The sequence below is a fragment of the Paraburkholderia sp. PGU19 genome, from assembly GCF_013426915.1.
Lineage (GTDB): Bacteria > Pseudomonadota > Gammaproteobacteria > Burkholderiales > Burkholderiaceae > Paraburkholderia.
In genome coordinates this window covers 1,556,262-1,574,956 of sequence record NZ_AP023181.1, presented here as the reverse complement: position 1 = coordinate 1,574,956, position 18,695 = coordinate 1,556,262, and the positions used below count along the sequence as shown (strand labels likewise).

The following is an 18,695-nucleotide window of genomic DNA, read 5'->3' as shown; positions in this document are numbered from 1 at the left end:
ACGCAACGAACAAAACAGTTCGAAGCATCCGAAAACAAATCTGGAGGTAATGATCATGAAATCGCTCATCAAGGCTCTTGCAGTTGCTGCTGTCCTCGCTGTTCCGGTCGTGTCATTCGCTCAGTCCAGCCAGCCGGTGACCCGTGCCCAAGTCCGCGCCGAGCTGGTGCAACTGGAAAAAACGGGTTATGTCCCGTCGAATAGCAGCGACACGCAATACCCGGCCAACATTCAGGCCGCAGAAGCAAACGTTGATGCTGCCAACGGCGTTCAAAACAGCGGTGTCGGCGGCGTTGCAGATGGTTCGTCGCAAGGTGGTCAACGCGCTTCGTTCTCACCGAGCTCTTACTCAGTACCTGTGTTCGAACACCACTGATCCACAAAGCGCTGGTCTGATAGCCAGCGCAACAGCCTGACCGAGTCCACCGCGACACGCGCCGTCATATGACGGAACGCCTGTCGCGGTTTGCTTTTTGGGCGAGCGTTTCGACATCGCTGACGAGCAGCGGCCACCAGCTTTATTGAACAAGCCACCCGCGCGTAATCGGCCACGCCAGCACCTTCCGATATAACGCGATCAACCTGTCCGTCACCGCCTCACCCGCCAGCGACCAAAGCGGCGTGACGATCACATACGCCACGCACGCAATCGCAACGGCGCCTGCCATATCCAGTGGATAGTGCACGCCGACGAACACGCGCGCCCACGCGACGGCCAGGCCTGCAACGAGCGTTAGCTCACCGTACCAACGCTTGCGCGCCAACAGCAAGGTCAGTGCGACGCTGGCGAATACCGTGCCGTGATCGCTTGGAAACGACGAATCCGGCGCATGTTCGATGAACGTATGACCGAGCCCGATCATGAACGGCCGTGGATGCATCCACGCAAGACCGATGATCTGATTGAACCCGAGCGCAAGCAGCACAACGCAACATGCGCGCAACGCCGTCGCGCGATTGTTCCGGATGCCCGGGAGCCAAAGCGCGACGAGCACCAGCGGAATGCAATAGATCACGTAGTCGGCGATGAATAATGCGACGTCGATTTGCCAGTGTGGCGTCGACGTGGTCGCGTTGATCGTGAGAAAGAGCGCCTGATTGAACGCTTCGAGTGTGTTCATGCAGTGATCGTGTCGGGATGAAACCCTGGTAGGAAACGGTCGGCCGATCGTACCGGGTGAAGCTTATGTGACGCTTAGGGCCATGCAATGCATGTTGAGCACCTGTACGCAGCGAACGGAGTATCCTTTCGAAGAACTTGCAAAAGACGGCACATGTGCCGTCTTTTAGCAACATGCCGAAAATGAAGGACGGTGCTTCATGGATGCGGTCTCCGACGTGCTGCGCGTCGTGCGCCTGGGCGGCGCGGTTTATCTTCACGCCGAATTGACGGCGCCGTGGTGCGTGATCGGTCACACCGATCAGTCGTTGTGCACCGCGTACTTGCCGAAGTCGAACCGTGTCGTTTCCTATCATCTGATCACGGAAGGCACGTGCTGGGTGCGACTGCCCGACTGTAGCGAGCCCGCCATTTGCGTTGGCGCCGGCGAATTGCTCGTGGTGCCGCAAGGCGAGGCGCACATCCTGGGAAGCGCGGTCGATCTCACACCCGTGCCCGCCGGACCGCTCATCGAATCGCAACTGGCCGCGATGCCTGGCGAAGTATTGAATCTCTCGTACGGCGGAGGCGGCGCGCGGACCAGCGTGCTATGCGGCTTTCTCGCGTGCGACGACGCGCTGACCAATCCGGTGCTCGGCTCGCTGCCGCGCCTCTTCAAGGTCGATGTACGCAACGATCCGCATTCGGCATGGATCGAAGCCTCGCTGCGCTATGCCGCGACCGAGGCGGCGCAACGGCGCGCTGGCAGTGCCATCGTGCTCTCACGTTTGTCCGAATTGCTGTTCGTGTGGGCCGTGCGGCGCTGCATCGACGACTTGCCGGCAGACCGCAAGAACTGGCTCGCGGGCGTGAAGGACCGGTTCGTCGGCCGCGCGCTGTCGATTCTCCATGCGCAACCTGCCTACAGCTGGACCGTCGACGAACTCGCGCGAAAAGTCGGCCTGTCGCGCTCCGCATTTGCTGCGCGATTCAGCGAACTGCTAGGCCAACCGCCGATGCAATACCTCGCGCGCTGGCGTCTGATCGTCGCGGCGCAGGAACTGTCGTACAGCAGCAAGGCGATTGCGGCGATCGCCGAGGAAGTCGGTTACGAATCGGAATCGGCGTTCCATCGCGCGTTCCGGCGCGAGTTCGGCCAGCCGCCCGCTACGTGGCGAAAGCGTCATAGCCATGTGAACGGTACCGAGGCTCTGGCGCCGAGCCAGTAACGCGACAACTCCAGCAACTGATCGCTGCGCCGTAGCGTGCGTGTCACGCGATTGCGCCTGGGCAAGCCGACGCGTGCAACGCGGACGAAGGCGGCTCGCCTGGGCATCGACTGGAGAACCCGAAGCTCGCTTGCCATCGCGTGCACGATGCGACGCACTGCGGCATGCCATGCGAGCGGATCGAGTATCCGCGTGCCGCGCAGCGATCTCAACAGCGACAGCGCGGTGCTGAGTTCGCGCATATGTCTGCCGTGGTCGTTGTTCAACTGCCGCACGATCGCGAAGCACGCATCCCAGCCGACATGGGTATGAACCTGCAGCCATGTAATCAGCAGCACGGGCGGCAAGAGCGCGAGGCTCTCGCGCGTCAGCACATCGCTGTGCAATAGCGCGAGCAATTGAGCCTGTGAAATGTCGCTGATGCAGCGTCGCTGCAAGTCCGGCCGGTGACGCATGACAAGGCCTCCTGTAACGAAAAGGGTCGCGGATTCTCGTGGCCGATGGCGGACGCGTCGCGTCTTGCCACGGCGATGGAAAAGGCTGGACACCTGACTTCACAAGACCTTGCTGCCTGACGTCGTTGAACGCGCTTCCTGCAACAGATGATGCATGGTGCTCGATGCCGTCTCTGGAATCACTATGAGGCAAGGTGCCTCAAAGACCTTTGCCCTTGCGTCGCGCCGCTTTGTCCGATCGTCCGTTTTTGTCGTGCGCGTCGCGTGGACTTTGCCGCGCGTCCGGCGTGCTTTGCCGGGCGTCCTGTCGGTATCGGCGGCGAGTACCTCGCGATTCCGTCGATTGACGCGAGCGACCCTTGCGACAACACTGTCTTCGAGTGCGCCCTGTGCCGCGAATCCACGCGTGACAGGGCGTTCGTTCGTCGGGCATCGATCTGCGTTGGGAGCGCGTAATTCATGAACAGTCTGGATGGAACCATCGTCGCCATTACGGGCGCCTTCGGCAATCTCGGTCTCGTGACGGCGCAAGTGCTGGCGGAGCGCGGCGCGAAGGTCGCGTTGATCGGCAGAGGGAAGGCGCCGGCGAGTCTGCCCGCGTCGCTGGCGCAGGCGTACGTCGCGAGCGGCGTCGATCTCGCGGAACGGGACGCGGCGCAACGCGCGGTCGATTCGATCGCGAGCCAGCTCGGCGGGCTGAATGCGCTCGTGAACGTCGCGGGCGGCTTTAGCTGGGAGACGGTAGCGGACGGCAGCGCGGACACATGGGAACGCATGTTCGACGTGAACGTGAAGACGACGGTCAATGCCACGAAAGCGTCGCTTCATCATCTGACGAAGGCCACGGGCGGGCGGATCGTCAACATCGGCGCGATGGCGGGGTTGAAGGCGGGCATGGGGATGGGCGCATACGCTGCGTCGAAGGCGGGCGTGATGCGTCTGACGGAAGCGCTGGCCGAAGAACTGAAGGACAAGGGCGCAACCGTCAACGCGATTTTGCCGAGCATCATCGACACGCCGCAGAATCGCGCCGACATGCCCGATGCCGATTTCACGCGCTGGGTGACGCCGGAGCAGATTGGTGGCGTGATCGCGTTTTTGCTGTCGAAGGAAGCTCAGTGCGTGACGGGCGCGTTGATTCCCGTTGCGGGACGAGTCTGAGATCAACTGATTTCAAACATTACAAACGCCTGTCAAAGATATTTCATAATCATTCATTAAATTAGCGCGTCATCAAGGCGCGCCATGGACGACTGATCCGCGGCGTGGGCTGATTGTTGAGCCAACCACCCATCCCCACCAACGGATCACAGCAACATGGCGCAGCCACTCGACTACTCACGCCGCAAGGCGCTCAAGATCCTCGCCGGCGCACCGATGCTGCCGCTCGGCAGCGCGGCCGCCGCCTCGCTGCTCGCAGCATGCGGCAGCGGCAACGACCACGCGGCAAGCACTACGCCTTCCCCGTCGACGTCCGCCTTCACGGCGGCGTCGTTCGCGGGCATGGCCGCGCCGTCGCTGGCCGATCCCGCCGCGATGGCGACGACCACGGTCGCCTCGACGATGACGGCGCAGTTCGCCGACGGCAGCCGCCGCAGCTACAAGCTCGCGTATCAGCCGTTCTTCATCACGGGCGACACGGTGCCCAACACGACGGGCGGGACGATCGTCGCGGGCGGGTATTTCGACATCAACAATCAGCCGATCATCGACCGTTCAGTGCCCGGCAAGGAACGCCAGTTCTTCTCCGATTGTCCGGATGGCACCTCGCTGATTCGCCTCGACAAGCCGACGGTGAAGGGCGTCAAGGGCAACCCCGTGTTCGCCGTCGTGCAGTTCGAATACACGACGCGCGACCAGACGCAAACGGCCGCTGGCGACATGTACGGCAAGCTGCCGTCGCCCATCGCCGTGCTGACACTCGATCAGGACCCGGCGACGGGCAAGCTCACGCTCGTGAGCTATTCGAATGTCGATACGTCGGGCGCGCATGGTTTGTGGATCACGTGCGGCGCGAGCCTGTCGCCGTGGAATACGCATCTGTCGAGCGAAGAGTACGAGCCGGACGCCGCGACGATCGCAACGAACACGCAGTTCCAGGCGTATAGCCAGAACCTGTACGGCAATACGACGACGGCACGCCCCTATCACTACGGGCATCTGCCCGAAGTCACCGTGAATCCCGACGGCACGGGCACGGTCAAGAAGCACTACTGCCTCGGCCGCATCTCGCACGAGCTGATTCAGGTGATGCCCGACAAGCGCACCGTACTGATGGGCGACGACGCGACCAACGGCGGCCTCTTCATGTTCGTCGCCGACAAGGAGGCGGATCTGTCAGCGGGTACGCTGTATGTGGCGAAGTGGGCGCAAACATCGTCGGCGGGCGCGGGCGCTGCGACGCTCACGTGGCTCAATCTCGGCCACGCGACCAGCGATGAAATCGAAGCGCTCGCCAACACGCTGACGAACGCCGACATCATGGACATCGTCACCAACGAGGCCACGCCGCCCAGCGATCCGACGTACACGCAGATTCACTTTGGCGGCAAGTTCAACTGGATTCGCGTCAAACCGGGCATGGAGAAGGCCGCCGCGTTCCTGGAGACGCACCGCTACGCCGCGTTGCGCGGCGCGAGCATGGGCTTCACGAAGCTCGAAGGCACGACGGTCAACGCGAAAGACAAGATCCTGTACTCGGCGATGTCGCAGATCACGGCGTCGATGGTGCGCGGCAACGCGCATTCGACCGACATCGCGCTCGACAAGAGCATCTCGTCGGGCGCCGTCTACGCGCTGAACATGAAGGGCGGACAGAGCGACCTGGGCGGCGCGGCGATCAACAGCGAATGGGTGCCGGTCGACATGAGCGCGCCCGCCGCGCTCGTCGGCGAAGACCTGGCAGCGGCGGACGGCCTCGGCAATTCCGCGAACCCGGACAAGATCGCGAATCCCGACAACCTGAAGTTTTCGGAGAAGCTGCGCACGCTCTTTATCGGCGAAGACAGCGGCATGCACGTCAACAACTTCCTGTGGGCGTACCACGTCGACACGAAGACGCTGTCGCGCATCCTGTCGTGCTCGGCGGGCGCCGAGTCGACGGGCCTGCATGCCGTCGACGAAATCAACGGGTGGACCTACATCATGAGCAATTTCCAGCACGCGGGCGACTGGAGCAGCGTGCACGCGAAAGTGCAGACCGCACTCGATCCGCTCGTGCGCGCGAACTACAAGGATCGCTTCGGCGCGGCGGTCGGCTATCTGACGGCCGACCCGACCTCGATCAAGCTGGCTTGACGGCAACGCTTGCGGCGATCCACACGGGTCTCATCGCGGGGAAATTGATGATGCTTCGGGCTGGACGGAAGGCACGGTTCGCAGGCGATTCATCGACCCCTCTTCGGAGGGGCTTTTTTATTGGCGTTGACTTTTTTGCAGCGCCGGTACTCCTTGCGCAGTTCGGCGAGCTTTGCTGCGACGCTCGCCAGAATGCCGAGCGCTCCTACCGTTTCTACCAAAGCGGAAAGCATGGTGTCTCCTTTCTGATGCGAGGGCGATCGACGGTGATGTGAGAGTGGAGCGTAAGTCCACCGCCTGGCCGTCACAATCTGGAAGTTCCAAAGCCAGATTTCGCCCTTGCCGAAGCGTGAGGTTTGCGCGCCGGCAATCAGAAGGACGATTGACGTTCGAAGGATTGAAGGCGCGGGCTACCGCGAATACCGCTTCCTAACCGCTTCTTTCACGTCAAACCACCAGGCATTTGCCTCTGTCACTATTTGCGGCTCTGCGGCGCAAGCGCTGTCAATGCATTGGACGCGTCGAAAAGGATTCGGCCTACGTGGAAGAGTTTTTCGTATCGAGAGCGAGCGCCGTCGAGCGCATCGTGCTGGCGCGGCGCGCGCTGATGAAAGAGATTGAAGGCGCGAGCGCGGGGGCGTTCGCGCTCAGTCAAGGTCCGTCGTTGCTCGACAGGCTCGAGCGACTGATGTTCGACGTCCGCGCAGGCCGGATATCGGATTTCGTCATGCCGTCGCTGACGAGCAAGGTGCGGATACTCGTGATGGCCGACTAGCGCGATACACCGAATCCCGCCGTCGGGCCAGTGGGACACCTACGAACGCAATCGTAAAACCGAGCGGAGCCTCGGAATTTGACATTTGGCACTTAACATTTTGCTGTCGGATGTCGATAAAGCGTACTTCATACGCCTCTTTTTCGGATAACGGACTGCTTCATTCATCAAAGTCCGGCGAGTGGCCGAGGGGCACATTCTGGGGCTCTCATGTTACAGGGCAGCTACAACAGTCTTCTCGTGCTGTTCTCGCTCCTTGTCGCGGTGCTGGCCGCGTACACGTCGCTTGAAATGGCGGGCCGCATCACGACGGCGACCGGCCGGGGCGCGCGCTGGTGGCTCACGGGCGGCGCATTCGCCATGGGGCTCGGCATCTGGTCGATGCACTTCATCGGCATGCTCGCGTTCAGCCTGCCAATCCGGCTCGGCTACGATCCCGTCGTCACGCTGCTCTCGCTGTCGATCGCGGTTGGGTCGTCGGCGTTCGCGCTGTGGCTCGTTTGCCAGGACACGTTGCCTGCCGGGCGGCTTGCGGGCGGCACGGTCCTGATGGGCCTTGGCGTCGCGGGCATGCACTATACGGGCATGGCAGCCATGCAGATGGAGCCGGGCATCGTCTACGACGCCGGGCTCTTCGCGCTGTCGATCGTGATCGCCGTCGCCGCCTCGGGCGTCGCGTTGAAGACGGCGTTCAGCCTGCGGCACAACTCGCACCGCATGCGCCCGCTGCGCGCGGGCGCCGCCGTCGTGATGGGACTCGCGATCGTCGGCATGCACTACACGGGCATGTCGGCGGCGGCCTTTCCGGCGGGCAGCCTGTGCGTCGCGGCGACGGACGGCGTGAACACCACGTGGGTTGCCGTCGTCATCATCATCGTGACGCTCGCGGTGACGGGCATCGCGTTGTCGATTTCCGTGCTCGACGAACTGCGGCTCGAAGCGGAGAACGCGGCGCTGACCCGTTCGCTTGAGCAAGCCAACCACGAACTCGGCTATCTCGCCTGGCACGACGCGCTGACCAAGCTGCCAAACCGCGTGCTGCTCGAAGCCCGGCTCGAAGAAGCCCTGGCGACAGCGCGCGTGGACGGCAGCCAGTTCGCGTTGATGTTCATGGACCTCGACGGCTTCAAGGTCGTCAACGACGCATACGGCCATCAGGTCGGCGACCGGCTGCTGGTGCAGGTGGCCGAACGGCTGGCGTCGGCCGTCCGCGCAAGGGACACCGTGGCGCGCGTGGGCGGCGACGAATTCGTGCTGCTCGTGCCCGGCGAGGACCAGGCGGGCGCGACGGCCGTCGCCAGCCGGCTGCTGGCCGTGATCGGAGCGCCGTTCGAGATCGATGGCCACGAACTGGGCATCTCGACCAGCATCGGCATCGCGATGTGTCCCGCCGACGGCGTTTGGGGCCACGACGCGCTGACGCACGCCGACGCCGCGATGTATCACGCGAAGTCGCTGGGCCGCAACGCGTACTGTTTCTTCGATGTGTCGATGAACGAGAACATGCAGGGCCAGTTGCAGCTGACGCAGGACCTGCGCGCGGCCGTCGAGCGCAAGCAACTGGTGCTGCACTATCAGCCGCAATTCGCCGCGCCCGATGGGCCGATTACGGGCGTCGAGGCGCTCGTGCGCTGGGCGCATCCGAAGCGCGGCCTGATCGGCCCTGACGAATTCATCCCGCTTGCCGAAAAGACGGGGCTGATCGTGCCGATCGGCGAATGGGTGCTCGATGAAGCGTGCCGCCAGATGCGCGAATGGCTCGATACAGGCGCGTGCGACTGGAACGTCGCCGTCAACCTGTCGCCCGTGCAGTTCGGCCACCCCCAACTGACGTCGCTGGTGCGCGAAACGCTCGCGCGGCATCGCGTCGATCCGTGCCGTCTGACGATCGAAGTGACCGAGTCGGCGGCGATGCGCGATGTCGACGCGAGCCTGCGCATTCTGCAAAGCCTGCACGAGATGGGCGTGCGCATTTCCATCGATGATTTCGGCACGGGCTATTCGAGCCTTATGTATCTGAAGCGTTTGCCCGCGAGCGAGCTGAAGATCGACCGGGGCTTCGTGCGCGAGCTGGCGCATGACGCGGAGGATGCGGCGATTGTCTCGTCCGTGGTCGCGCTCGGTCATACGCTGGGTATCGACATCGTCGCGGAAGGCGTCGAGACCGCGACGCAAAAGGAGTTTCTGACGCGGCTCGGGTGCAATTCGCTGCAGGGTTTTCTGCTCGGACGGCCGGTTCCGGCTGCGGACCTGGACGCCTTGTCGAGGGAATGCACGCAGCCGAGTCTGTCCTGACGCGTGCGGCTGAGCGGCGTGTTTCGTCTGAACGTTCGGTTGACCACATAACGGCGCGTGCGGGTCGGCGATACTCTGCTTGCGCACGGGGGAAGTTTGCGCGTAACGCGATAAACCAAAAGAGGCGAAGGGTTGAACCGTCTGCAAAGCGTGAGCGCCACACGGCGCGAACTTTTGCCGAATGTCTAGCCTTCCGGCGCCGTCAGGCGACCGCGGCCTTCAAAACTACAGCATGAACGCCGGCCTTGGCCGGCGTTTTCTTTTCTGCGCGCCGCGCGTCGGGTCGAGCTGCGCCGCGGCTTTGTCGCATGCGATCTTTTCATCGCCGGTAGTATCTGGGTTTGGCTCACGCCTTCTCACTTTCCGTCGATGTCACACAACATGCGCGCTGTACTCAAAAAATGGCTGTTCATCATCTATCTGCTGGGAAGCGGAACGATCTGGTCCACGGTGATGCTGCTGCTGTATCCGTTCGTCAGCCGGTCGGCGCGCTACCGGCTCGCGGCGCTGTGGTGCAGGGCGCTCGTCGCGGTGATGCGCGCGGCGTTCGGCATTCGCTGCTCGATAGAGGGCCTCGAACATTTGCCGAAGGAACCGTCGATCGTCCTGTGCCGCCACGAATCGACGTGGGAAACGCTCGCGTTCCTCGCGCTCTTTCCGCGCCGGATCAGCTTTGTGTTCAAGCAGGACTTGCTGCGCATTCCGTTCTTCGGCTGGGTGCTGAAGGGGCTCGACATGGTGAGCCTGGATCGCGGCTCGCCACGCCAGGCGCACCTCGCCGTGACGCGCGAAGCGGCGGAGCGGCTCGCGAAAGGCGACATGGTGGTGATCTTTCCGGAAGGCACGCGGGTGCCGCACGGCGCGCCCGTCAAGCTCACGTCGGGCGGCGTGCGTCTGGCTTGTGCCACGGGCGCGCTGATCGTGCCCGTGGTGCACAACGCCGGCAAGGTGTGGCCCGCGAAAGGCTGGCCGATGGGTGCCGGGGAAATCCGCGTCGTCATTGGTCCGACGCTGTCGCCCGTCGAGCGGTCACCGCAGGAACTCAGCCATCAGGTGCATGACTGGATGCAGGCGGAGCTGCTGAAGCTCTAGCTCTCGCGGTTTCCGCGTTCCATCGCGCCGCCTGAAAGGGCGGCGCGCCAGGCCGTGTGCTCAGGCGGCGACGGGGTGCGCGAATTCCTGCTCGGTGCGCATCAGCCCTTCGATCATCCGCGCTTCCGCCTTGGCGATATCTTCCAGCGAAGCAACGGCGAGCTGGCGGTCGAACGCATCCAGCGCGATGGTCAGCCACGCGTAGTTGTCGCCTTCGACCGTCCACTTGCCGTGCGCCTTTTCAGCGCCGTCGATATCGGTCATCGCGATCTGCGCTTCGGCGATATCGTCGATCGCTTCGGGCACATGGCCGATGCGGCTGAGTTCTTCCGCGATGAGCAGTTGCCGGCCGAGCGTCGTGAAGAGCTCGCGCGAGCCTTGCCCGCGGCGGAACGCGTCGAGACTCGCGTAGGCTTGCAGCAGCATGGCCCGCGTGATCGGCTCGTGTGCGGCACGGCTGAAAGTCAGCGCGCGCAGCAACGGCGACATGGCGGGAGCGTGACGGGTCTGTTTGCGGCTTCTCGACTTGTTCGACATGGTGATGAACCTCTTATCTTCGTTTCCTGTGCGGGCGGGGGCCTTGTGGTCGCCAGGAAAAAGGTGCCGCCGATGCTCTGGCGGCACTACAGGGGATGACTGGTGTTACATGGGACGGAAGTCGACGCTGAGGTGCAACTTCCGTCGGCAGGGATCCAAAAACAAGCCTGCGAACGAATAATGAGCCGCGACAATTAAGACAGACTTAAATCGCGAAGGCCATTTCGAGCGACGCACGCAGGCTTGCCGGCATTACTGGTACTGGGCGTGCATGGCTTGACGTTGCGCGGCCTGTTCGTCGGCGTGCTTTTTCGCAAGATGCCGCCCGACGATGCAACCGCCCACCGCGCCGACCACGGCGTGATGTCCCGCGTAATGTCCCGCGACGCCGCCAACCACGGCGCCCTTGATGCAGCCGGCCGCATGCGCCGTTCCGCTGATGGCAAGAAAGAGCGTTGCGGCGGCGAGTGTGGCTTTCCCGAAAGCGGTCATGCTGATACCCCGTTTGTTTTGATCGAACCGATGTTGCGCCAGCGCGCCCGATTTCAATAGCGTCGTGCATCGAATCGCGCTGGACACCGTGAGCGCAGTGTACGTGGCGGCCCATGCCGAAGGTGCAACATGTGTGCGAGTTTCGTAACAAGCAGTTAGACGGCGCTTCGGCGGCGTTCGCGGATCACTGCGCGGGCGTTGCGCGCAGACGGTGCGTCGTTTTCGGCGCTGCGGCTGCAGCCGAGGCTGCTTCGGATACGCCCGCTGGGCCCGCAGGCACATCGGCGGGGCGCGTCGACGGGCCTGCTGCGTCGGGATACATCGCCATCAGGGTGCGCAGCACGCCGTTGGTCCAGCCAAAGCCGTCCTGCAACGGATACTCGCCGCCCCCCGCCGCCGTCGTACCCGCCTTGGCATCGACGTCGTACTTTTCGACCAGCTTGCCCGTGTGCTGGTAGTACGTGACGTTCGTGCCGATCCAGCGCGTGGCGATCTGTTGCGCGAGGTCCGCGTGACCGTAGCGCCGCAAGCCCGTCACGGCGAGATATTGCAGCGGCGCCCAGCCGTTCGGCTCGTCCCATTGCTGGCCCGTGTTGACCGTCGTGGTCGCGAGTCCGCCGGGACGCAGCAGGCGCGCGCGAATCGTCGCCGCGACTGCGGCAGCCTGCGCTTTCGTCGCAACGCCCGCATACAACGGATAGACAGTCGCCGCGCTCAGCCGGTGCGTGAGCCGATGCGCGATGAAATCGTAGTCGCCGAATGCATCGAGTTGCGGGTCCCACAGCACGCGGCGGATCGCATCGGCGCGCGCGGCGGCGCGCTGTTCGAGATTCTCCGCGTGCGAAGCGTCGCCCTGCACGCGATACGCTTTCGCCAGCGTGCGTTCGAGATCGACGAGCAGGCAGTTCAGATCGACGGGAATCAGCGACGTGACTTCGATCGTCGCCAGCGTCTTGCCGTCGGTGAACCAGCGCGAGCTGAAGTCCCAGCCCGTTTCGCCGCCCGCGCGCAGATTGCGCCACAGGTCTTCGGCGTTGCGCTGGGGCGTCGCTTGCGCGGTGGCGACGTCTTCCCGATACGATTCGTCGCGCGGCGTGGCGCGCTCGTCCCAATAGCGGTTCAGGAGCGTGCCGTCGGGCAGGCGCACGAGATGCCGGTAAGCGCTGCCCGCCGCGATCTTGTCGTGGCCGTCCATCCAGTACGCGTATTCTTTGCGCAACTGGGGCAGATAGCGCAGATAGACCTGATCGCCCTCGCGATCGGCTGCAAGACGCACCATCTGCGCGAAGAACGGCGGCTGCGAGCGGCTCAGATAGTACGTGCGATTGCCATTCGGAATATGGCCATACCGGTCGATCAAGATCGCGAAGTTGTCGAGTTCGTTCTTCAGCAGTTCTTCACGGCCGCTCTGCCGCAGCCCGAGCATGATGAAGTACGAGTCCCAGTAGTAAATTTCGTCGAAGCGGTCGCCGGGAACGATGTACGGATACGGCAGCGGCAGCAGCGAGGACCACGGGCTCGCGCTGGCATCGGGGTCGCGCCGCAGCACGGACCAGAGCGTGTCGATATGCGCCGTGATGCTCTGGTTCGGGTCGGACACATAGTTCTTCGTTTCGCGCGCGGGCAGCGTGAAGCGCTGCTCGACGAACGATTTCAGCGCGAACTGCGCGCCGTCCTTCTGCCTGGCATAATCGGCGACGATCTGTTGCGGCGGCGCGTTCGGCACCATGTCGGCGAAGGTCTTGCTGTCCGGGTAGAGATGCGCGAGTTCGACATCGCGATACAGCGCGCCGTATAGCTCGGACGGCGGCACGGCCACGACGGGCGATGCGTTGCCGCTAACGCCAGCCTGATTGGCCGCCGGTGTTTGTGCGGTGCCTGGCGGCATATAAGCGACGAGCAGCGCGGCGGCGCAGAGGGTAGTCGAGAGAACGCGGCGGGCATGGGCTTGCTGCATCGGCATGACGCTCCTGAGTAAGCGGAGTAAGGACAAGTGACCTTCGAATACAAGGGAGTCACGGGAGCAAGGCATGTTCCCCAATGAGCGGAAATTGCACTCTCCCAACCCGCGTTTCATGCGTTTTGATGGAAACACCCGAATGACCGTTCAACAGCAAGACTGGTTCACGAACCTGATGCGCGCGCCCGAAGCGCGCCGCTTCGGACGCACGCTGACGGGCTGCGTGCTCAGCTACGGCGCCGCGAGGCTGGCGGGGCTGCCCGAAGGCTATTGGGCATTGATCACGACGATGATCGTCGTGACGCAACCCAGTCTTACGCAGGCCATCACGACCGCACGTGACCAGATCATCGGCGCGTGTATCGGTGGGATCGTGGGCGGGATCGGGCTGGTCGTGATGGACCGCGGCATCGAGCCGCTGACGGTGTTCTCCGTCGCGCTGCTGCCGTTGGCGGCGCTGGCCGCCGCGCGGCCCGGCTTGCGGCTCGCTTGCGTGACGCTGGTGATCGTGGTGCTTGTGCCTGGCGATAGCGGTTCGGCATTCGTGCGGCCATTGCATCGCGTGGCGGAAATTCTGATCGGCGCGGCGGCTGCGTTCGTCGCGACGGTGGTGTGGCCGAACCGCGCGTTGAAGGGCGCGCATCGGAAGGCGCGCGAATGTCTGGAGACGCTTGCCCAGATGATCGAGCACAAGCTCGCGTTCTCGCGGGACGATGCGCAGATGGCACGTCTCGAGCAACGCAGCCTCGCCGCGCAAACGGCGCTTGCCGACGCGCTGCAGGAGGCGGGGCGCGAGCATGTGTTCGTGCCGATCCTGCGCGGCAGTTCCGACGCGATCGACAAGGTGCCGCCGTTTCTGAGCCGCTTGCATCGGGACGTGCTGGTGTTCGGCCAGGCGCTCGTGCACACCTGCGTGGGCGACGAAGTGCCGCATCTCGATCAGGCGTGGTCGGCGGTGCCGCGCGCGTTGTCGCAGCTCGCCGATGCGGTCGGCGCTATTCCGTTGAACAAACCAAAGTTGCAGGACGCGCGCACGACGCTCGACCCGTTGCTCAAGCGGGTCAACGAGCGTGTGGATGGCGCAAACGCGACGCTCGCGCCGGGCATCGAACTCGTGATGGCGTTGATCGTCAAGGACACGGACGGGCTCGTGCAGGTGTTGACGCCCACGGGAAAAACGAAGGCGCCGTAAGTGTTCGCTATGCCTCACCAAAACTAACAACGGGGCGAGGCAGCGACTATCCTTTTCGATGAGGCCGGACAGTTCGTCGCACGCAAACGACTGACGAATCGGATCACGCCCGCCATCAACGTTTGCAAACCATCGCGCCTCGCTCGCAGTCGATTGTTGTCGCAACGATCAAACAAGGAGGTGAACAATGAAGACCCTTGCGTTTGTTCTTGCTGTCGCGGGTTTGGCGGGCCTCGCCGCGCCCGTGGCGTCGTTCGCGAAGATCGATCAGAACGCCGACTACTATCGCGCCGACTACCGCGTGCACGATACGGGCAATGATCCGCAGGAAGCAAAGCGGCAAAGCAATTGCCAGAGCCGCGGCGATTGCGCGCCTGTCGGTCAGTGAAGCGGCGGCTGCGCCTCTTCTGCATCTGTCGCGGATCGAACGTCGATTTGCACCGCGCGCTGTGGGGCCATGTAGGTGCCCGCAGCGCGTCGTAGGCGCTCGTCATCGGGCAGTGCATGCAAACGCACGGTCGATCGCCGACACCAATACCCCGCCGACGGCGAAAGACTCTATCAACCACGAAGAGTTAATGACGGCCTTCGCGCGAGCGATAATTCAGGCTCGCAACGCAAGTCAATCTTCCCGCATGCAACACCTCGATCCGCGCAAGCCGACAGCGAAAAGAAAGCTACCGGGCGAATGAGCGTTTAAAATCCGGGCTCGTGTTTTTTTCGGACCAGATGCAACGCTTCGGTCCATCCGTCAATTTTTCCGTTCAAGCCCATGTCGACACCTAATCGTGCCAACGCTCGCCGTTCGCTGACCCTTCTCGAAACCCTCGGTCTGATCGGTATCGCTGCCGCACTGTGCAGCGCGCTGCTGCGTCACTTTTTCTGAGCGCGGCGGCCGTTACGGCCGCTGCGCGGCGGGCGGCTGCACGCGCTCGTCCAGCTATCACTTCACATGTACACGAAAGCCACTGCCGTCGAACTCCAGTTTTCGCCCGATCGTCTCAACGATGGCGCGGGCGATCCGTTCTGGATCGATCTGAACCACAACGAAGCCGTCGAACTTCATCAGGCGCTGCAACGCTATCTCGATGCGCCGGCCGCCGAGCGGCCTGCGCCGCTCGTCGTCTCGCTCGACAAGGACGAGAGCGCGGGCGGTGCGGAGTCAACGGAGTCGAATGCCGCCACACAGACACAGACATCCGCCGGTGACCTCAAGCAGTGGGTCTGCGTGATCTGCGGCTGGGTCTATGACGAAGCAGCCGGCTTGCCGGAAGAAGGTCTCGCGCCCGGCACGCGTTGGGCCGATGTGCCGGAAGACTGGCGCTGTCCGCTGTGCGATGTCGGCAAGGAAGATTTCGCGCTCGTCGAATTCTGATCGCGCCGCGTTGGCGAAGCGCTGCGCAAAGCCCACAGACGACGCAAACGATAGCCATCCGGCGAAGCGGGTATACTCTCGCGCCTTGAACGTTAGCAACACATCTGCACTTCCGGGCACCGCTTCCTAATGAAAAGCCTTACTGCCCTATTGGGCGTCTTCAGTCTCGTCTGGTTCTGCACGAGCGCGTTTTCGCAATCCCAGACCGACGTGCCCGACGACTACGCATACCTCACGCGTCTTCACGTCCGTCCCACCGTCATCAACTGCATCGCCGAACTCGACCGCTGGATTCGGACTACCTCACGTTATGACATGTTCCTCGCACCGGACCGTCGCGTGCTGAAGGCCAAAGTCAACGAAGAGGGCGGCCTCTTTTCCGGCAACAACGGTTCGCAAACGGTCGAGTCGACCGTGTCGATGCGCGCGTTCGCACGCGTTCGTAACCGGCAGTCGTGGCTGCCTGTGATCGCGCAATGCGGCGTCTGGCATGAGCATGTCGTCGGCGTGTCGTTGCAGCAGGTCGACGGGCAAACGCCCGTTGTGCGCTGACGGGGCGCGCGGCTCAATCGCCGTGGTTGTTCAGCTTGAAATCCGATGGCGAGCCATATGAGAACCTGCGCGTCAGCGAACGCACATCGTATTCGCGCAGCGCGGAAAGATACGACGGACCGTGGATGATGGCAGGCGACGGCGTGCCCGAGTGGTGCCGGTCGTGATGATCGGGTTCGAACGCGGGTGAGTCGGAGTTGGAAGACGGATTGGCGAGCGCGATGATGACCGGGCCGTCCGCGTAAGCCGAATAGACCCCGGCTGTGCCGAACGCGGCCATCCATACTGCGAGCAGTACGACGTACGATTTCATCTGCGACGGGCTGCCGGTCTGATCTCGGCGTGTCGTTCGCGCACGATGCGCGAGTTCGCGCCATGAACTGATATTAGTCACGCAACGACGGCAACGCAAGCCGGGCCCGCCGGCGCGCGCTACGTCAGTTCATCGATCATCAGCCGCGCGGCAGGCGAAAGCACGGAGCCGCGCCGCGTCACGATGCCGTATGGCTCGGTGCGCGAGCGCACTTCGATCGCCAGCAGCCGGGCCAGGCCGTGATCGGCAAGCAGCGCCGCCATGTCGCGCGGCATCAGCGAAACCAGTGTCGGGTCGCGCTGCAACATCAGCACGGTGGTGATCGTCGATGCCGTTTCGATAGGATGGGACGGCACCGATAGTCCCGCTTCCTTGAATTCGCGCTCGAACAGGCCGCGCAGCGGCATGATGCTCGGATAGACGATCCAGCGGCTCTTTGCGAGATCAGCGAGCTTCACTTTGCGCGCCTTAGCCAGCCGATGCATTGGGCTCGCGACGATCGCAAGCGGCTCGTCGCTCAGTTCGACATAGTCGTAGTGATCGGGTTGTTGCGCGACGGTCGTGCGGCAGATCGCGAGGTCGAGCCGCCCCTGATCGAGCAGCGCCAGCAGCCGCGCGCTGGTATCTTCGACAACTTCCACGGTCAACGTCGGCTGCCGCTCGCGCAGCCGCGTCAACGCATCCACCAGCACGCCCGACACGGCACCCGTGATGGCGCCGACCGCGAGCCGGCCTCCTGAGCCTTGCAGGATGCCTTCCATCTCTTCGCGCAGATGCGCGACGTCCATGTGAATCAGCCGCGCATAACGGATCACGCAGCGCCCCAACTCGTTTGGCTGGATACCTTGTTGCGAGCGCGTGAAGAGCGTCGCGCCGAAGATCGCTTCGATCTCGCGCAGCGCCTTGGTCGCGCCCGGTTGCGTGAGCGCCATCTGATCGGCAGCGCGATGCAGCGAGCCGTGTTCGTCGAGTGCTATTAGCAGACGCAGTTGCTTGAGCCGCAGACGGGCGACAATCGAATCGACGTTCGGCAGCATGAGTGAGAAAGAGAGGAGATCTGGAGTGAGCGTCTCAGGCTCTGAGCTTTTCGACGAGGAAATCGACGAAGGCGCGCACGCGCGACGACAGATGCCGTGCATGCGGATACAGCAGCACGAACGGCCTTGTGCGGCCGCCGTACGGCGTGAGCACTTCGCGCAGCGTGCCATCCTTCAGGTCTTTTTCGACGACGAACCGATAGGTCTGAAAAAGCCCCGCGTCGTGTCGCGCGAGTGTGGCGCCTGCGAGCACATCGCCCGACGTGCTGTTGCCGCCGCGCGTTGGCATTTCGCGCTCTTCGCCTTCATGCTGGAACAGCCACGGAATGTTGCGTCCCGTGCTCGGCAGCGCGAACTGAATGCATTCGTGGTGAACAAGATCGTCGGGTGTCTCCAGCCTGGCCGCCGACTTCAGATAGGCGGGCGAAGCGACGACCACGAGTTCGGCGTCTTCGAGCTTGCGCGCGATCAGGCCGGAGTCGTCCGGCGCGCGGCCCCGGATGGCGAGGTCGAAGCCTTCGTCGGCGAAATCGATGTTGCGGTTGCTCAGGTGCGTTTCGACCGTGACGTCGGGATAGAGCTTGCGAAATTCCGCGAGCAGCGGCAGCACGCGATAGTGGCTGTACGGCGTCGGCATGCTGATGCGCAGCACGCCTGACGGCGTGCTCTGCTGCCCCGTCGCTTCGCGCTCGGCGTCGGCGAGCTGGGCGAGCGCCAGACGGCATTGCTCGAAGTAACGGCTTCCTGCGTCGGTGAGTCTGATCTGCCGTGTTGTGCGCACGAAAAGCCGCACGCCGAGCCGTTCCTCCAGGCGCGCAACCGACCGGCTCACGGCCGCTGGCGTCACGCTCGCAGCTGTCGCCGCTAACGTGAAGCTTTCCAGTTCGGCGGCGAAACAGAACAGTTCGATGCTGCCAAGAAGTAGGTCTTCGAATTGACGCTGCATGTCCTTTCCGTGATCGGCGGATGTCGTTCGCGTTGGCGCCGTCAAGACG

20 protein-coding genes are annotated in these 18,695 nt (G+C 63.4%); 11 read left to right on the top strand and 9 right to left on the bottom strand.

Translation table 11 applies throughout. The features are described 5' to 3' along the window. The first annotated feature begins 55 nt into the window (after window positions 1–55). Complete coding sequence (locus H1204_RS36765; protein WP_180733617.1) at window positions 56–376, top strand: DUF4148 domain-containing protein; 321 nt, start codon at window positions 56–58, stop codon at window positions 374–376. Window positions 377–518: 142 nt separating this feature from the next. Here the strand turns inward: H1204_RS36765 and H1204_RS36760 are convergent, their stop codons facing one another. Next, window positions 519–1,121: a phosphatase PAP2 family protein gene (locus H1204_RS36760; RefSeq protein WP_180733616.1), complete on the bottom strand. Its 603-nt coding sequence runs from the start codon at window positions 1,119–1,121 to the stop codon at window positions 519–521. A gap of 199 nt (window positions 1,122–1,320) precedes the next feature. Here H1204_RS36760 and H1204_RS36755 point away from each other — a divergent pair, with 199 nt between their 5' ends. Next, window positions 1,321–2,328, top strand: a complete 1,008-nt coding sequence (locus tag H1204_RS36755; RefSeq protein WP_180733615.1) for an AraC family transcriptional regulator — start codon at window positions 1,321–1,323, stop codon at window positions 2,326–2,328. Here H1204_RS36755 and H1204_RS36750 read toward each other — a convergent pair. Next, complete coding sequence (locus H1204_RS36750; protein ID WP_180733614.1) at window positions 2,283–2,783, bottom strand: hypothetical protein; 501 nt, start codon at window positions 2,781–2,783, stop codon at window positions 2,283–2,285. The two genes, H1204_RS36755 and H1204_RS36750, sit on opposite strands and share 46 nt — an antisense overlap. Before the next feature lie 459 nt (window positions 2,784–3,242). Here H1204_RS36750 and H1204_RS36745 point away from each other — a divergent pair, with 459 nt between their 5' ends. Together H1204_RS36745 and H1204_RS36740 are read left to right on the top strand one after the other, a co-directional pair. After that, the gene (locus H1204_RS36745) at window positions 3,243–3,944 is read left to right on the top strand and encodes an SDR family NAD(P)-dependent oxidoreductase (RefSeq protein WP_180733613.1); all 702 of its coding nucleotides are present in this window, start codon (window positions 3,243–3,245) and stop codon (window positions 3,942–3,944) included. Window positions 3,945–4,100: 156 nt separating this feature from the next. Further along, a complete protein-coding gene (locus H1204_RS36740) occupies window positions 4,101–6,080 on the top strand; it encodes an alkaline phosphatase PhoX (RefSeq protein WP_180733612.1) in 1,980 nt (659 codons plus the stop codon). Window positions 6,081–6,169: 89 nt separating this feature from the next. Here the strand turns inward: H1204_RS36740 and H1204_RS36735 are convergent, their stop codons facing one another. Further along, entirely contained in the window at window positions 6,170–6,313 is a 144-nt protein-coding gene (locus tag H1204_RS36735) for a hypothetical protein (protein WP_180733611.1), read from the bottom strand. A gap of 308 nt (window positions 6,314–6,621) precedes the next feature. Between H1204_RS36735 and H1204_RS36730 the strand changes: the two genes are divergently transcribed. The 3 genes from H1204_RS36730 to H1204_RS36720 all read left to right on the top strand — a co-directional run bounded on the left by H1204_RS36730 (window position 6,622) and on the right by H1204_RS36720 (window position 10,242). Further along, entirely contained in the window at window positions 6,622–6,855 is a 234-nt protein-coding gene (locus H1204_RS36730; RefSeq protein WP_180733610.1) for a hypothetical protein, read from the top strand. A gap of 210 nt (window positions 6,856–7,065) precedes the next feature. Next, window positions 7,066–9,150, top strand: coding sequence for a bifunctional diguanylate cyclase/phosphodiesterase (locus H1204_RS36725; protein ID WP_180733609.1), 2,085 nt, complete (start codon window positions 7,066–7,068; stop codon window positions 9,148–9,150). 381 nt (window positions 9,151–9,531) lie between these two features. Next, a complete protein-coding gene (locus H1204_RS36720; RefSeq protein WP_180733608.1) occupies window positions 9,532–10,242 on the top strand; it encodes a lysophospholipid acyltransferase family protein in 711 nt (236 codons plus the stop codon). Window positions 10,243–10,302: 60 nt separating this feature from the next. Here the strand turns inward: H1204_RS36720 and H1204_RS36715 are convergent, their stop codons facing one another. The 3 genes from H1204_RS36715 to treF all read right to left on the bottom strand — a co-directional run bounded on the left by H1204_RS36715 (window position 10,303) and on the right by treF (window position 13,234). Continuing rightward, window positions 10,303–10,779, bottom strand: coding sequence for a hypothetical protein (locus H1204_RS36715; protein WP_180733607.1), 477 nt, complete (start codon window positions 10,777–10,779; stop codon window positions 10,303–10,305). A gap of 252 nt (window positions 10,780–11,031) precedes the next feature. Next, window positions 11,032–11,271 carry a hypothetical protein gene (locus H1204_RS36710; protein ID WP_180733606.1) on the bottom strand — a complete coding sequence of 80 codons (240 nt, stop codon included), beginning with the start codon at window positions 11,269–11,271 and terminating at the stop codon, window positions 11,032–11,034. Between the two features lie 184 nt (window positions 11,272–11,455). Next, entirely contained in the window at window positions 11,456–13,234 is a 1,779-nt protein-coding gene (gene treF / locus H1204_RS36705) for an alpha,alpha-trehalase TreF (protein WP_180733605.1), read from the bottom strand. Window positions 13,235–13,370: 136 nt separating this feature from the next. Between treF and H1204_RS36700 the strand changes: the two genes are divergently transcribed. The 4 genes from H1204_RS36700 to H1204_RS36685 all read left to right on the top strand — a co-directional run bounded on the left by H1204_RS36700 (window position 13,371) and on the right by H1204_RS36685 (window position 16,350). Beyond that, on the top strand, window positions 13,371–14,423 hold the full coding sequence (locus H1204_RS36700) for an FUSC family protein (protein ID WP_180733604.1): 1,053 nt from the start codon (window positions 13,371–13,373) through the stop codon (window positions 14,421–14,423). A 187-nt stretch (window positions 14,424–14,610) separates the two neighbouring features. Continuing rightward, window positions 14,611–14,811, top strand: coding sequence for a hypothetical protein (locus tag H1204_RS36695; protein WP_007580266.1), 201 nt, complete (start codon window positions 14,611–14,613; stop codon window positions 14,809–14,811). A 564-nt stretch (window positions 14,812–15,375) separates the two neighbouring features. Then, entirely contained in the window at window positions 15,376–15,798 is a 423-nt protein-coding gene (locus H1204_RS51870) for a rubredoxin (protein WP_243468833.1), read from the top strand. Window positions 15,799–15,927: 129 nt separating this feature from the next. Further along, the gene (locus H1204_RS36685) at window positions 15,928–16,350 is read left to right on the top strand and encodes a hypothetical protein (RefSeq protein WP_180733603.1); all 423 of its coding nucleotides are present in this window, start codon (window positions 15,928–15,930) and stop codon (window positions 16,348–16,350) included. Between the two features lie 13 nt (window positions 16,351–16,363). Here H1204_RS36685 and H1204_RS36680 read toward each other — a convergent pair whose 3' ends face one another. The 3 genes from H1204_RS36680 to H1204_RS36670 all read right to left on the bottom strand — a co-directional run bounded on the left by H1204_RS36680 (window position 16,364) and on the right by H1204_RS36670 (window position 18,646). Then, entirely contained in the window at window positions 16,364–16,663 is a 300-nt protein-coding gene (locus H1204_RS36680; protein WP_180733602.1) for a hypothetical protein, read from the bottom strand. A gap of 119 nt (window positions 16,664–16,782) precedes the next feature. Then, complete coding sequence (locus H1204_RS36675) at window positions 16,783–17,700, bottom strand: LysR family transcriptional regulator (RefSeq protein ID WP_180733601.1); 918 nt, start codon at window positions 17,698–17,700, stop codon at window positions 16,783–16,785. Between the two features lie 34 nt (window positions 17,701–17,734). Continuing rightward, a complete protein-coding gene (locus H1204_RS36670; protein ID WP_180733600.1) occupies window positions 17,735–18,646 on the bottom strand; it encodes a LysR family transcriptional regulator in 912 nt (303 codons plus the stop codon). Window positions 18,647–18,695 lie beyond the last annotated feature (49 nt).